The organism is Rhizobium sp. BK049, from assembly GCF_014193135.1.
Classification (GTDB): Bacteria; Pseudomonadota; Alphaproteobacteria; order Rhizobiales; family Rhizobiaceae; genus Rhizobium.
On sequence record NZ_JACHYV010000008.1, the window covers coordinates 148,821 to 163,169 of the forward strand.

Below are 14,349 nucleotides of genomic sequence, written 5' to 3' on the forward strand. Positions count from 1 at the left end.
TTGGGCCTATTCGATGACGACGAGAGCTTGGCCGTATTCGACGGGATGTCCGTCGTCGACGAGGATCTCGGTCACCTTGCCCGACTTCGGCGAAGGAATCTGGTTCATCGTCTTCATCGCTTCGATGATGATGAGCGTCTGGCCTTCCTTGACGGTGGCGCCGATTTCGATGAACGGACGTGCGCCCGGAGCCGGCGCCATATAGACGGTGCCGACCATCGGCGCATTGACGACATTCGCCGGGTTGCGGCCGGGGGCTGCGGCAGGCGCGGCAGCGGCGGCTGCCGGAGCGGCGGCTGCTGCCGGAGCAGCGGCAAAGGCCGGTGCAGCGATCGGTGCCTGGACGTATTGCGGCGTGCCGCCGCGCGAAACGCGGATGCGCAAGTCGTCCTGCTCGACCTCGATCTCCGTCAGATCCGTCTCGTTGAGGATGTTGGCGAGATCGCGGATCAGTGCCTGATCGATACCCGATTTCTTTTCAGCCATGGTGTTGCCCTGTCTTCTTCTTATGCCGTGATATTCTTCAGCGCTTGCAGCGCCAGGATGTAACTGTGAGGCCCGAAGCCGCAGATCACGCCCTTGCATGCCGGTGCGATCATCGACTCGTGGCGGAATTCTTCCCGCGTATGGACGTTGGATATGTGGAGCTCGACGACGGGAATCGAAATAGCGCGGATCGCGTCGTGCAGCGCGACTGACGTATGCGTGTAGGCGCCTGCATTGATGGCGACGCCGGCGGCCTTTTCGTCGGCCTCGTGGATCCAGTCCACAAGCGTGCCTTCGTGGTTGCTCTGACGGAAATCGATATCAAAGCCGAGTTCGCGCCCGGCTGCCTTGCAGTCTGCCTCGATGTCCTTGAGCGTCTTGCCGCCATAAATGCCGGGCTCTCGTTTGCCCAGCATGTTCAGGTTTGGGCCGTTCAGGACAAAAATCGTTTGCGTCATCGAATGTTCCGTAAATGCACGACGGCAACCTATAGACTCCGCGAGGGCTGAATGAAAGCCCTTACGGGTTGGCCGGCAGGAATCGCGCCACATTTGTCCACATGGCTGAAACGCTTCGATTCTGGCGATTTGATGAGCGGCCGGTCGGCTGCCCGCTTCCTCAGCAGGCGGTCTTGCCGCAGCTGCGCATGTTCTTGACCTTGGCTTCGAGATCGTCGAGCCCGACTGCGCCCGGGACCAGCTCGTTGCCGATTACGTAAGAGGGGGTGCCGCTGATGCCGAGGCTGGAGGCAAGCTGATAGGTCGCCTGAACGATCCCGTCATTCGGGTTCTTAGCCATCTCGGCGCGAATCTTGTCCTCGCTGACGCCGAGAGAGCCTGCGACGGCGATCGCACTGTCTTCCGAGGCGCGGCCTTCGCTGCTGAGAAGGGCGACATGAAAGTCGGCATATTTCGCAGGCGCCAGCCTGCGGAAGGCGTCGGCCACTTTGTGGGCAGCAACCGAATCCGGCCCGAGGATCGGGAATTCCTTGAGCACGAAGCGAACGTTCGTGTCCTTCTTCAACATCGCCTGCATGTCGGGAAGCGCGTGACGGCAGTAGGTGCAATTATAATCGAAGAATTCGACGACCGTCACATCGCCCTTGGGATTGCCGAGCGCGACGTCATCCTTCGAATTGAAGATGTTCGCGGTGTTCTCCTCGATTGCCATATTGGCTTTCACCAGCCGCGCGGCTTCCTGCTTCTTCTGCAGCGCCTCCTGGACATCAAGCATGATCTCCGGGTTCTCGATCAGATATTGCTTGATGAATTCGCCGAACTCCTTCTTCTGCTGATCGTCGAGCGCTGCCGCCGGAAACGGGAGCGCGATCGATGCGGCGAGCGCCAGTGCGGTGAAGCTTTTTGAGAAGAAGGCCATGATATCCTCGTCATCGGCGATGTGGTCTTGGTCGAGAAACCGTCGCCGGGTTATGGACTTGAACGCGTCGCGTCAAGGTACGGTGCGTCGAGTTCTGCTCAAACAGGAATTTTCATCCCTGCGCCGCCCTCTCGGGATTGTGATGAGCCGATTAATGCGGCAATTGTCTGGCCAACAGCCAAGAAGCCGAGCGAGAAGCGATCTTGTTTTCCATATCGAAACGCAGCGAAGTCGAGCCTTTTCATGCCATGGACGTGTTGGCGGAGGCGACGAAGCGGCGGGCAGCCGGCCATCCCGTCATCTCGATGGCGGTCGGCCAACCTTCGCATCCCGCGCCTCGAGCTGCCCTCGAAGCGGCAAACGCCGCCCTCGTCGAAGGCCGGATCGGTTATACGGATGCGCTGGGGACGGCGCGGCTGAAATCCGCACTTGCTTGGCACTACAGTGACCGTCACGGCCTGGAGATCGATCCCAAGCGCATCGCCATAACCACAGGCTCCTCGGCAGGGTTCAATCTCGCCTTTCTGTCGCTTTTCGATGCCGGCGATGCCGTGGCGATCGCGAGACCGGGTTATCCCGCTTATCGCAACATTCTCGGCGCGCTGGGGCTGAAGGTCCTCGAAGTGCCGGTGACGGCCGAGACCCACTTTACCCTGACACCCGAGAGTCTCGAGGCGGCGCAGCAGCAAAGCGGCGTCAGGCTCAAAGGCGTGCTGCTTGCGAGCCCCGCCAACCCGACCGGCACGGTGACCGGCCGTGACGGGTTGAAGGCGCTTGCGGACTACTGCGCGGCCCAATCCATCGCCTTCATCTCCGATGAGATCTATCACGGGCTGACCTTCGCCGGCGAGGAAGCGAGCGCGCTCGAGCTGACCGACGAGGCGATCGTCATCAACTCCTTCTCCAAATATTACTGCATGACGGGCTGGCGAATCGGTTGGATGGTGCTTCCGGAGCGCCTGGTGCGGCCGATCGAGCGCGTGGCACAGAGCCTCTATATCTCGCCGCCCGAGCTCTCCCAGATCGCAGCGGTGGCCGCACTTGGCGCAAGCGAAGAGCTTGATCATGTCAAGGCGAGCTATGCCGCAAACCGAGCGCTGCTGCTCGACCGCCTGCCCAGGATCGGCCTTGCGCCCGCTTCGCCGATGGACGGTGCCTTCTACGCCTATATCGATGTCTCGCGCTTCACCAATGACAGCATGGGTTTTGCCAAACGCATGCTTGCAGAAATCAACGTTGCGGCGACGCCGGGGCTGGATTTCGATCCGCTGGAGGGACATCGAACCTTGCGTCTCTCCTATGCGGGTTCGCAAGGAGAGATCGCCGAGGCGGTGCAGCGGATAGCAGTCTGGCTGAAGTAGGGCTGCGGGGGGCAAGCGGCTGCTTGCCCACGTGCTCTAAATTAGCTTCGAGATGAAAACAGCGAAGCGAGCGTTGAAGCCGGCTTGTTGTTCAGCCGCGGAACCACCACGAGCTGCTTGATCTCGCCTCGTTTGTAGGCGGCCAGGAAGCGCTTGTAGTCCTTGAAGGAAACGCAGCCATTGGAATCGCCGTTCTTGCCGAGCATATAGGTGTGGGCAAGCAGGCCGACGCGGTCATAGATGGCATCCGAGCCTTCCACCGGTGTCAAGCGCAGCGCTTCGACTCCGTGAAACAGAGCCTCGCGCATCGTGAGGACATAGGTATGCGGCGGCGTCGGCCCGCGCATCTTCTTGTCGACGTAGCGCGGGTTGTCGCGCATCTTGCCGAGACCTGAATGAGCCTCCAGCCGTTCGCCATTCGGCAAGTAGACGGTGCTGTTTTCGATATCATAGATCGCGACACCTGCCCGCAGTTTCGGCGAGAAGACCGGCTTATCGTAGCGCGGCACGGCATCGTCCTCATCGTCCTCTATCGGCGAGTTTGGCTGGGCATAGGCAAGGGCAGGCCCGGAAGAACGCTGCGCACCCTTGGCCGTCGGCGCCGGTTTGCCGATGAGTCCGTCCGGACGCGCCATCGGTAACGGCACGGAACCTGTATCGGGTGACAGGACGAGATCGAAGGGTTGATCCTCTGCCGCTGCGACCTGCACCGGAGCGGATTCGGTTGCAGGAACCGAGGCGGTCCTGACGGAAGAGGCGACTGGCTCGATCGGGGCGGGTGCGATCTGCCGGGGGTCGGCATCGGCAAGCGCGAGCATCGCCTGGAGTTGGGCCGCTGCGACGGCCTCCTTCGACGGAACGATGATGCGGTTGCCGTCGTCTTCTTCAATCTCTGCTGAGGCGAGTTCGACCGGCGGCGGCGCGATCGCATCATCCTTGCGGAACTTGGCGCTGTCGGAAATTGCGGCGACGACCGGTTGCTCGGCAGTCACGGTCAGCCGATTGTTCTTCGCCAGAGCCGCCAATGCAGTTGCGGCGGCGGCGGTCTTTTCGGCGTGAGACTGGATGAGGCTTGCCGTCAGCGGCATCTTCGGCTTCGCGTTGAAGGCGGTCAGCCGGTCACCCTTGCCGACATGGATCAACCTTTCAAGGCGAGTTGACGATGCCACATTCGGGGTGGCGCCGATCTGTGCCAGGCTACCTGCTGGAGAGAAGGGCGCGGCGACCGAATGCATCGTTGCCAAGGTCGCGATCAGCCATGTTGAGGTTAAAAGCCCGGCGCCGACGGCACCGTAAAGAAAACCGCGAGATCTGTGCGAACGCAAAGCAGATCCGCCAAGAGGGGCGACGTTATCCAACGTCCCTACCGCAAACGCCATACTACACTCGTCTTTCAAACTCGCTACGCAGGCCGGCGGCACTGACTGACTAAAACTTCGCCGGGGCCGGTAAGGGCGCAAAGGGGCCGAATTTAGGCCGCCTGCGACTTCCGACTGTTTTGAGAGGATGACGAATTATGGTTTCTAATTTGTTTACGCGATATCGCTGTTTCTTGGGATGTCTCAAAAAGAGATGCCTGCTGGCGTCTCAGGTGCGTTCCATCACATAACTTCCCGGTGCTTCTTCGATCGCGTTCAGCGCATCGCCGCCGGGTTTGCGCGCCGCAACGCGTCTACTGTCCTGCGACTCGATCCAGGCCTGCCAATGCGGCCACCACGATCCCGGCGTCTCGCTGGCTCGCTCGAGCCAGGTCTCATAGTCGCCCTTCGCCGGGCCGCCCGTCCAGAATTGATATTTCTTCTTGTCGGGCGGGTTGACGACACCGGCGATATGTCCCGAGCCGGTGACGACGAATTCGACCTTGCCGCCGAAGAACTGGCTGCCGAGGAAGACCGATTTTGCAGGCGCGATGTGGTCCTCGCGCGTTGCGAGATTATAGATCGGGATCTTCACATCTTTCAGCGATACGCGCTTGCCGTCGAGGATCATCTCGTTCTGCGTCAACGCATTGCGGAGATAGCAGTTTCGCAGGTAGAAGGCGTGGTTTGCCGCCGCCATGCGCGTCGAATCGGCGTTCCAGAACAAGAGGTCGAAGGGCAGGGGCTCCTGACCCTTGAGGTAGCTGTTGACGAAATAAGGCCAGATCAGCTCGGAGGCGCGCAGCATGTTGAAGGCCATCGACATCTTCGTGCCGTCGAGATAGCCGGCCGCCTTCATATGCTCTTCGAGCGCGGCAAGCTGCTCCTCGTCGACGAAGACTTTGAGGTCGCCGGCATGGGTGAAGTCGACCTGAGTGGTGAAGAGAGTCGCGGTCTTTATGCGCCGGTTCTTCTCCTTGGCGTGCAGCGCCAGTGTCGCGGCCAGCAGCGTGCCGCCGACGCAGTAGCCGACGGCATTGACGTCCTTCTCGCCGGTCGCCTTCTCGATCGTCTCGAGCGCGAAATCGATGCCTTCCCGGGCATAGGCGCCCCAGTCCTTCTCGGCGTGACGCGCATCCGGGTTGACCCAGGATATGACGAAGACGGTCTGGCCCTGGTCTACGCACCATTTGATGAAGGATTTCTGAGGATTGAGGTCGAGAATATAGAACTTGTTGATCCAGGGCGGGCAGATCAGCAGCGGCCGCTTCAGCACGGTTTCGGTCGAGGCTTCGTACTGGATGATCTGGCAGATATCGTTCTGGGCGATGACTTTGCCCGGTGTCAGCGCCATGTCACGGCCGACAGCGAATTTCGTCATGTCGGTCTGTCGAAGGCGAAGCTCGCCGTTTCCGGCAGCGATGTCCTCAGCGAGCATCTTCATGCCGCGCACCAGGTTTTCGCCGTTGGTTGCGATGGTCTCGCGGTAAAGCTGCGGGTTGGTAGCGATGAAGTTGCTCGGCGAAAGAGCCGCCGTGATCTGCTTCACGTAGAATTCGGCCTTGTGCTTGGTGTGCTCGTCGAGGCCGTCGGTCTCCGACACCAGCTTGTCCACCCAATCGCTCGTGACGAGATAGACCTGGCGGAGGAAATCGAAGAACGGATTTTTCTGCCAATCCTCGTCGGAAAAGCGCTTGTCCTTGCGGGTGTCGGGCTCGGGCGGCAGGGACTCGCCCTGCATCCCACGCGTGCCCTGCAAGCGCTGAATCGAGCGCATCCAGATGCCGAAGAACGAGGACATCAGCTGGGTCTGCGCCTCGAAGGTGCGGCGGGGATCGGAAATCCAATATTCGCTGACCTTCGAAAGCGTCTTGACCATGTCGGTCATCGGATCGATGGAGCTTTCGGTGATCTCGCCGCGTTCGCGCGGCGCAAGCCAAGCCGAGGCGGCCTGGCCGAGATTTTCGAGCGCCCGGGCGAAATTCATCGCCATGGTCTCGGGATCCTTCAGCAGATAGGGTTCGAGATCGGTTGCGTCGAAACCGGTCTTGTCGCCATTCTTCTGGCCGCCACTCTCCTGCTTGCTGTCGGTCACCATTTCCTCCGGCGGCAGCACTCTTTTTATCCGTTTGTTGTACATCGTGACCGAACGAGAAAACAAGTTCCACCCGCATCGGCTCGTGCTATTGCTTTGTGGCTGCGACAAATTTAACAGTCGAGGCAATCAGAACTGGATTTTGAGGCATGATCAGGAACGGCATTCGGCGCATCGCAACCTTCAACCGCACCGCATTGATCTGCGCCGCGGCGGCGATGACCCTTGCCGGATGCAATCTGACGGCGGAGGAAAAAGCCGCAGCTGCCGCCAAGCGAGCGGCGCCGACCGCCGTCGTCATGCCGGCAACCAAGGGCGAGGCTGTCGAAGGCGGTCTGACAAAATCACCGGACGGCTATCCGAATTTCGGTGCGCCGCTGACGGCGGCCAACGTCCAGATGAGCGATGAGCAGGCGGCCGAACTGCAACATCAGTTGACCGCGCTTGCCGGCCGGCGCAAGGCCGGCACGATCTCGGAAGCCGAATATCAGGCCAAGGTCGCCGAAATGCGCCGCCTCGCCGCCGAGCATGGTCCGCAGAGGCTCTCCGAAATATCCAAATAAGCCTTGCCTTTCAGGCGATTTGGACGCAAAGCCTTCCGGATGGATCGGAAGATGCGATTTTCCCGATAATGCAAGGTTGTGCGGCCTTTCCGTCAAAGATTTGCCGCTTGGCTTGGGTCTGATGAATACGGCGCTGCGATTGTGAAGTTCGTGTCGCAGCCGCCGGGAGACGGAACGAACTTCGACCGCGGCCCGAAATGCCGCCTTTCCATGGGGAATGAAATGGAAGAGTTTCACAAAGTCCGGCGTTTGCCGCCTTATGTTTTCGAACAGGTCAACCGTTTGAAAGCAAGCGCGCGAGCGGGCGGCGCCGATATCATCGATCTCGGCATGGGAAACCCTGACCTTCCCACCCCCCAGGCGATCGTCGATAAGCTCTGCGAGGTCGTGCAGGATCCGCGCACGCACCGTTATTCCTCCTCCAAGGGCATTCCCGGTCTGCGCCGCGCCCAGGCCGCCTATTATGCCCGCCGCTTCGGCGTCAAACTCAACCCGGATACGCAGGTGGTCGCCACCCTCGGCTCCAAGGAAGGCTTCGCCAATATGGCGCAGGCGATCACCGCGCCCGGCGACGTGATCCTCTGCCCGAATCCAACGTATCCGATTCACGCCTTCGGCTTCCTGATGGCCGGCGGCGTGATCCGCTCGATGTCGGTGGAGCCGGACGAGACCTTCTTCCCGCCGCTTGAGCGCGCGGTCCGGCATTCGATCCCGAAGCCCCTGGCGCTGATCCTCAACTATCCCTCGAACCCGACGGCCTTTGTCGCGACGCTCGATTTCTACAAGGACGTCGTTGCCTTCGCCAAGAAGCACGACATCATCGTGCTGTCCGATCTTGCCTATTCGGAGATCTATTTCGACGGCGCTCCGCCGCCTTCGGTCCTCGAAGTGCCGGGCGCAATGGATGTGACGGTCGAGTTCACCTCGATGTCGAAGACCTTTTCCATGCCCGGCTGGCGCATGGGCTTTGCCGTCGGCAATGAGCGGCTGATCGCTGCGCTCACCCGCGTCAAGTCCTACCTCGACTACGGCGCCTTCACGCCGATCCAGGTGGCGGCGACGCATGCGCTGAATGGCGACGGCTCCGATATTGCCGAAGTGCGCAATGTCTATAAGCGCCGCCGCGACGTCATGGTCGAAAGCTTCGGCAAGGCAGGCTTTGAAGTGCCGCCGCCGGCAGCCACCATGTTCGCCTGGGCGAAAATTCCGGAAAAGTTCCGTCATCTCGGTTCGCTGGAGTTTTCCAAGCTGCTGGTCGAGAAGGCCGACGTCGCCGTTGCTCCCGGCATCGGATTCGGCGAGATGGGCGACGACTATGTCCGTCTGGCGCTTGTCGAGAATGAACACCGCATCCGTCAGGCTGCGCGCAATATCAAAAAGTTCATGTCGACGGCAGACGAGACGATGCATAACGTCATCTCGCTGAACGCCCACCGTTAATTCCAACTCTTGGGCAGCCGCATTCGGCGGCTGCCGCCACACAGACATTTCAGGATCGATCCATGGCAGATGCCCTCAAAATCGGCATTGCGGGCTTAGGCACCGTTGGCGCCTCGCTTGTCCGCATCATTCAGCAGAAAAGCAACGAGCTTGCCGTCACCTGCGGACGTCCGATTACGATTACCGCGGTTTCCGCCCGCGACAAAACGCGAGACCGGGGCGTCGATCTTTCTGCCGTCACCTGGTTCGATCGGCCTGAGGATCTGGCCGAAAAGGGTGATATCGACGTCTTCGTCGAACTGATGGGCGGTGCCGAAGGGGCTGCCAACGTCTCGGTGCGCGCCGCGCTGCAGCGCGGTCTCCATGTGGTGACAGCCAACAAGGCGCTGCTCGCCTATCACGGCGTCGAGTTTGCGACGATCGCGGAAGAGAAGGGCTCGCTGTTGAATTTCGAGGCGGCGGTCGCCGGCGGCATCCCCGTCATCAAGGCGCTACGCGAATCGCTGACGGGTAACGCCGTCTCGCGCATCTACGGCATCATGAACGGCACCTGCAACTACATCCTGACCAAGATGGAGAAGGAGGGGCTTTCCTTCGCCGAATGCCTCAAGGAAGCGCAGCGGCTGGGTTATGCCGAAGCCGATCCCGCCTTCGATATCGAGGGCAACGATACCGCCCACAAGCTCGCCATCCTGACGACGCTTGCCTTCGGCAATCGCATCGCAGCCGACGATATCTATCTCGAAGGCATCACCAATATCTCGATCGAGGACATCCACGCCGCGGCCGAACTCGGTTACCGCATCAAGCTACTCGGCGTTGCCCAGCGCACCGAGACCGGCATCGAACAGCGTGTACACCCGACCATGGTCCCGGTCGATTCCGTTATCGCCCAAGTCGACGGCGTTACCAATGCGGTGGCAATTGAGTCCGACGTCCTCGGCGAACTGCTGATGGTCGGACCAGGCGCTGGCGGCAATGCGACGGCCTCGTCCGTGCTTGGCGATATCGCCGATATCGCCAAGAGCCAGCCGGGCGCTCAGCGCGTGCCGGTGCTCGGTCATCCCGCAAAGGCGCTGGAGCCTTACCGCAAGGCACAGATGCAGAGCCACGAGGGCGGATATTTCATCCGCCTGACTGTGCTCGACCGCACCGGCGTCTTTGCAAGCGTCGCCACCCGAATGGCGGAAAACCACATCTCGCTCGAATCGATCGTTCAGCGCTCCACGCAGCACCTGGCGCCATCGCATCACCAGACGATCATTCTCGTCACCCATGCGACGATGGAGGAGTCCGTGCGCAGGGCGGTCGCTTCGATAAAGTCGGAAGGCTATCTCTTCGGCGAGCCGCAGGTAATCCGTATCGAACGGCCGAAAGAAGAAGCCTAGCGCGTCGGCCCGAAAAATCGGATTCGATTTTCGGAAAGCACGATGCGCAGCTTCAGAGTGTTAAAGCGTTTTCCGAAGTATGAGCCACCCTGTCTCTGGCAGGGCGGATTTTTTGTTAATCGTTCAGTCTCCCCTTGCGGAAGTCTATATTACCAAATGCCGAAATACTGATATAAATAAAACCACAGATGGTGAGTCGTCGGCGTGGAGCATTTCATGAGCAAGGACAGCCACGCCGGAAAAGAGCATGGCAGTCCGAGCAAGGTGCCGCCAGCCCGCCCTGCGATGTTTGCGGACATCCTCAAGCCGCTGCACAGTGACATTCGTGAATTGAGCCATGACGAGGCTTTTGACGACGAACATACGGAAGGCCGCAACTGGGCCATTCTGCTGACGCTGTTTTCGGTCTTGTTGGTGCAGATCGGCGGCATCGCCGTGATCGTCTGGCTGATCTTCTGGTAAAAATCCGTGTCTGGAAATCCGTCACTATGTTATCTCCGCTGCTCCTGTAGAAAGAACAGATGAAGTCAGCGGAGTTTGGCATGGCAGATCTCGTCGATCCGGTACAGCGCGCGTTTCTCGGCGTGGAGAAATCCGCACTCGACAATCGCTGGGTTGCAAGACTCGACCAGGCCGGCCAGAACCGGGCGCTCGCCATGGCGCAGGTTCACGGGCTGCCGGATCTGATCGCCCGCGTTCTCGCAGGACGCGGCGTCCCGGTTGACGAAGCGGTCGAATTCCTCGACCCGACGATCCGCAGCCTGATGCCCGATCCCCACACGCTGACCGATTGCGAGAAGGCGGCAACCCGTCTCTTGCTTGCAATCGAGCGCGGCGAGAGCGTGGCGATTTTCGGCGACTACGACGTCGACGGCGCGGCTTCCTCGGCGCTGATGTTCCGCTTTCTAAGCCATTTCGGCATCAAGGCGAACATCTACATTCCCGACCGCATCTTTGAAGGTTATGGCCCCAATCCGGCGGCGATCAACCAGCTGATCGACAATGGCGCCAGGCTGATCGTCACCGTCGATTGCGGCTCCACCAGTCAGGACGCGCTTGCGGCCGCTGCCGCGCGCAACATCGATGTCGTCGTCATCGATCACCACCAGGTGACACATGAGCTGCCGCCCTGCCATGCGCTCGTCAATCCGAACCGTGAAGACGATCTGTCGGGGCAGGGGCATCTTTGCGCAGCCGGCGTCGTCTTCATGGTGCTGGTCGCGACATTGCGGCTGTTGCGCGCGGCCGGCAACAAACGCATCCTGGCGCTCGACCTGCTGCAATGGCTTGACATCGTGGCGCTTGCGACGGTCTGCGATGTCGTGCCGCTGAAGGGGCTCAACCGCGCCTATGTGGTGAAGGGGCTGGTTGCTGCCCGGCACCAGAGCAATGCCGGGCTTGCCGCGCTCTTCCGCAAGGCGGGGCTCGCGGGCCCCGTGACCCCCTATCATTTCGGCTTTCTGATCGGCCCGCGCATCAATGCCGGTGGACGGATCGGCGATGCCGCGCTCGGAAGCCGCCTGCTGACGCTCGATGATGCCGGTGAGGCGGAAATGATCGCACAGCGCCTCGACGAGCTCAACCGTGAACGTCAGGCGATGGAGGCGATGATGCTGCAGGAGGCGGAAGCCGAGGCGCTGGCCGAATATGGCGACGGCGAGGGCGCCTCCGTCATCGTCACCGCCCATGAGAAGTGGCATCCGGGCATCGTTGGGTTGATCGCCGCGCGGCTGAAGGAGAAATTCAAGCGGCCCGCGTTCGCGATCGCTTTCGATCCCTCCGGCCGCGGCACCGGCTCAGGCCGCTCCATCAATGGTTTCGACATGGGCAGGATGGTGCGGGCTGCGGTCGAGGAGGGCATCCTCATCAAGGGTGGCGGCCATGCCATGGCGGCGGGGCTGACGGTCGAGCGCGCCGGTCTCGGCAGGTTGAGGACCTTCTTTACCGAGAAGGCCGCAAGGACGGTGGCGAGCCTCGTCGCCAACGAGACATTGAAGATCGATGGCGCAATCGGCGCAAGCGGCGCCACGCTTGAACTCATTGACCGCCTGGAAGCCGCCGGTCCCTATGGCTCCGGCCACGCTCAGCCGCTCTTTGCCGTACCGGCGCATCGGGTGCGAGACGCGCGCCTCGTCGGCGAGAAACATGTGAAGGTGACGCTGGAGGCGATGGACGGGTCGCGGCTCGATGGAATCGCCTTTCGCGCCGCCGATACCGGCCTCGGCAATCTTCTCATCAATTCACGCGGCGCGAGCCTCCATGTCGCAGGCTCGCTCGGCGCCGAACATTATCAAGGCGCACGCCGCGTCCAGCTGCGCGTCTGCGACGCAGCGCCAGCGAAATAGAACGGTCACGAAAAAGAGTCTCGGATGAGAAAATTAAAGGAAGAAAGTGGCACGCCCTAGGGGAGTCGAACCCCTCTTCCCAGAATGAAAATCTGGTGTCCTAACCGATAGACGAAGGGCGCTTCCTTCGTGGTGGCGCCCTTATAGTCAGCACCTTCGAAAGCCGCAAGCGCCAAGGCGCGAAAAAATCACAGTTTTCGCCGATTTTTTTTGCTGTGGAAAACCACGGCGCTACGGGCGGTGGATGGCTGGAATATCAAACCGATCGGTGGTTGGCGGCAATCATAATTTCGATGGTACGCCCTAGGGGAGTCGAACCCCTCTTTACAGAATGAGAATCTGTCGTCCTAACCGATAGACGAAGGGCGCAGGCCAGCCTCGATAAAATAGGCGTGCGCGCGAGCTTCTGCAAGCGGATGCGATGGCTTCTGTATGGAGAGAAAGTGGCACGCCCTAGGGGAGTCGAACCCCTCTTCCCAGAATGAAAATCTGGTGTCCTAACCGATAGACGAAGGGCGCTTCCTTCGTGGTGGCGCCCTTATAGTCAGCACCTTCGAAAGCCGCAAGCGGCAAATTCGATTTTTTTCAAAAAAATGACAGATATTCCAGTGGCAGTACTATTTAAAATTACAACTGGCGAATCAAAGGCTTGTACAGCCTTCCAGAAGCAGGTGAAATCCAGCTGACGTTGGGTGAGGGAACTTCGCGTCGACGATGTCAGATCGCTCTTGCGGTGGTTAAGGGTGCCCGTTTGCCGCCGCAGCCCCAGTTCCAGTCCCGGGTCTTGCCGGTGTCGAGGTGGACCGAGTCGGTGTGGCAATAGGTGCCGAGCCCGCCGCGATCCGGCATGGATCTTATATACGCGGCGATATCCCACTTGGAGACGCCGTCGATCTGAATGTCCGCGGCCTCACAGCTCTTGTGCATCGATTCGTCAGCCCCACCGACCAGGCGGTTATGTTCTTCGTCGCGATAGCCTGACGTGACGATGACAGGCCGGCCGAAATGGTTTTCGACCGTCTTGATCACTTTCAGCAGGTCCGGTTTGAAGCAGCCGACCTCGACATTGTCGTTCTGGACGTGCAGCCCGTTCGGCGCAACACGCGTCATGCCGGGCAGGGCGGCTTTGTGCAGAAGGCCGGAAAGACTGCCGAGCAGGTTCTGCTTCGGTGCGCTGTAAAGCGCGTTTGTCGTCGAGGCGGGGATACCGCCCATCGCCAGCGAGGCTGTTTGTACGGGCGCAGGCTGCGTGCCGGAATTTTCGGACGATTGCTGCGGCAGCACCGGGGCGGCCGGCTGTGAGGGCATGATCGGCTGGCTGTAGACGCTGCTTTTTGTAGGGGCCACTCCTTCCGTGGGGGCATAGGCCTGCGGCTGAATGACGGTGGACGTGCTGTTGTTCTGTGGCGGCGGCTGGTGATCCGAAAAGATGCTCATCGCCTGCGCATTGATCCGTGTCGACTGCATGACGAGCCCGCCTATATTGGCAGGCGCCACCATTGCCGCATCGGCCGGCGGGACGGCGGCATTCGCATCGCCTGCCACGACCTGTGGCGCGGCCTCGGCGCCGGAGACATTGACGAGGCGGGGGTCGGTATAGACTGAGCGCGGGGCAGATTTCACGGGCGCCGTTGCGCCAAGCTGTGGCGCTGCGGCCGCCGTCGCCGGAACAGCTGCGGCCGAATCGAGCGTCTTCTTGTTCGATACGCAGCCGGAAAGCGCCAGCATCGAGGTGGCGATCAGCAATGCGCCCGTAATGGGCATCCGCATCTCAAGGTCACGCAAGCAATCGGTCTCCGGTTGATGCGAAAACGGCGAGATATCGCCATCTTCCGCTTCGAGTCACCGGGAGATTGCCTGCGGGGCCGGATCGCGGCAAGCGTGAAGGCGCCGGCCGGACCCTAAATCGCAAAAGCCGCAAGCTTCGCAAAAGCCT

Annotated in this window: 12 protein-coding genes and 3 tRNA genes; 6 read left to right on the forward strand and 9 right to left on the reverse strand. The window is 60.8% G+C overall.

The genetic code is table 11. The annotated features are described in order from the left end of the window. Positions 1-6: 6 nt before the first annotated feature. The 3 genes from accB to FHT70_RS11195 form a co-directional block, all read right to left on the reverse strand. Positions 7-486 carry an acetyl-CoA carboxylase biotin carboxyl carrier protein gene (gene accB / locus FHT70_RS11185; RefSeq protein ID WP_085778016.1) on the reverse strand — a complete coding sequence of 160 codons (480 nt, stop codon included), beginning with the start codon at positions 484-486 and terminating at the stop codon, positions 7-9. Positions 487-506: 20 nt separating this feature from the next. Further along, positions 507-944: a type II 3-dehydroquinate dehydratase gene (gene aroQ / locus FHT70_RS11190; protein ID WP_183700986.1), complete on the reverse strand. Its 438-nt coding sequence runs from the start codon at positions 942-944 to the stop codon at positions 507-509. Positions 945-1,104: 160 nt separating this feature from the next. Further along, entirely contained in the window at positions 1,105-1,863 is a 759-nt protein-coding gene (locus FHT70_RS11195) for a DsbA family protein (protein ID WP_183700988.1), read from the reverse strand. Positions 1,864-2,066: 203 nt separating this feature from the next. Between FHT70_RS11195 and FHT70_RS11200 the strand changes: the two genes are divergently transcribed. Further along, complete coding sequence (locus FHT70_RS11200; RefSeq protein ID WP_183700990.1) at positions 2,067-3,224, forward strand: aminotransferase class I/II-fold pyridoxal phosphate-dependent enzyme; 1,158 nt, start codon at positions 2,067-2,069, stop codon at positions 3,222-3,224. A gap of 41 nt (positions 3,225-3,265) precedes the next feature. Here FHT70_RS11200 and FHT70_RS11205 read toward each other — a convergent pair whose 3' ends face one another. After that, positions 3,266-4,603, reverse strand: coding sequence for a DUF2778 domain-containing protein (locus FHT70_RS11205; RefSeq protein ID WP_183700992.1), 1,338 nt, complete (start codon positions 4,601-4,603; stop codon positions 3,266-3,268). A gap of 208 nt (positions 4,604-4,811) precedes the next feature. Continuing rightward, positions 4,812-6,680: a class I poly(R)-hydroxyalkanoic acid synthase gene (gene phaC / locus FHT70_RS11210; RefSeq protein ID WP_246721812.1), complete on the reverse strand. Its 1,869-nt coding sequence runs from the start codon at positions 6,678-6,680 to the stop codon at positions 4,812-4,814. 146 nt (positions 6,681-6,826) lie between these two features. Here phaC and FHT70_RS11215 point away from each other — a divergent pair, with 146 nt between their 5' ends. The 5 genes from FHT70_RS11215 (at position 6,827) to recJ (ending at position 12,413) form a co-directional block, all read left to right on the forward strand. Then, positions 6,827-7,240: a hypothetical protein gene (locus FHT70_RS11215; RefSeq protein WP_183700994.1), complete on the forward strand. Its 414-nt coding sequence runs from the start codon at positions 6,827-6,829 to the stop codon at positions 7,238-7,240. Between the two features lie 222 nt (positions 7,241-7,462). Continuing rightward, positions 7,463-8,680: an LL-diaminopimelate aminotransferase gene (locus tag FHT70_RS11220; RefSeq protein ID WP_097598741.1), complete on the forward strand. Its 1,218-nt coding sequence runs from the start codon at positions 7,463-7,465 to the stop codon at positions 8,678-8,680. A gap of 62 nt (positions 8,681-8,742) precedes the next feature. Next, a complete protein-coding gene (locus tag FHT70_RS11225) occupies positions 8,743-10,068 on the forward strand; it encodes a homoserine dehydrogenase (protein WP_183700996.1) in 1,326 nt (441 codons plus the stop codon). Positions 10,069-10,284: 216 nt separating this feature from the next. Continuing rightward, positions 10,285-10,530 carry a hypothetical protein gene (locus tag FHT70_RS11230; RefSeq protein ID WP_183700998.1) on the forward strand — a complete coding sequence of 82 codons (246 nt, stop codon included), beginning with the start codon at positions 10,285-10,287 and terminating at the stop codon, positions 10,528-10,530. Positions 10,531-10,610: 80 nt separating this feature from the next. After that, positions 10,611-12,413, forward strand: coding sequence for a single-stranded-DNA-specific exonuclease RecJ (gene recJ / locus FHT70_RS11235; RefSeq protein ID WP_183701000.1), 1,803 nt, complete (start codon positions 10,611-10,613; stop codon positions 12,411-12,413). Positions 12,414-12,460: 47 nt separating this feature from the next. Here recJ and FHT70_RS11240 read toward each other — a convergent pair. The 4 genes from FHT70_RS11240 to FHT70_RS11255 all read right to left on the reverse strand — a co-directional run bounded on the left by FHT70_RS11240 (position 12,461) and on the right by FHT70_RS11255 (position 14,198). Further along, positions 12,461-12,535: transfer RNA gene (locus FHT70_RS11240), tRNA-Glu, on the reverse strand. 172 nt (positions 12,536-12,707) lie between these two features. After that, positions 12,708-12,782, reverse strand: a tRNA-Glu gene (locus FHT70_RS11245). 75 nt (positions 12,783-12,857) lie between these two features. Further along, a tRNA-Glu gene (locus FHT70_RS11250) sits at positions 12,858-12,932 on the reverse strand. 198 nt (positions 12,933-13,130) lie between these two features. Next, on the reverse strand, positions 13,131-14,198 hold the full coding sequence (locus tag FHT70_RS11255; RefSeq protein WP_183701002.1) for a D-Ala-D-Ala carboxypeptidase family metallohydrolase: 1,068 nt from the start codon (positions 14,196-14,198) through the stop codon (positions 13,131-13,133). Between the last annotated feature and the right edge of the window lie 151 nt (positions 14,199-14,349).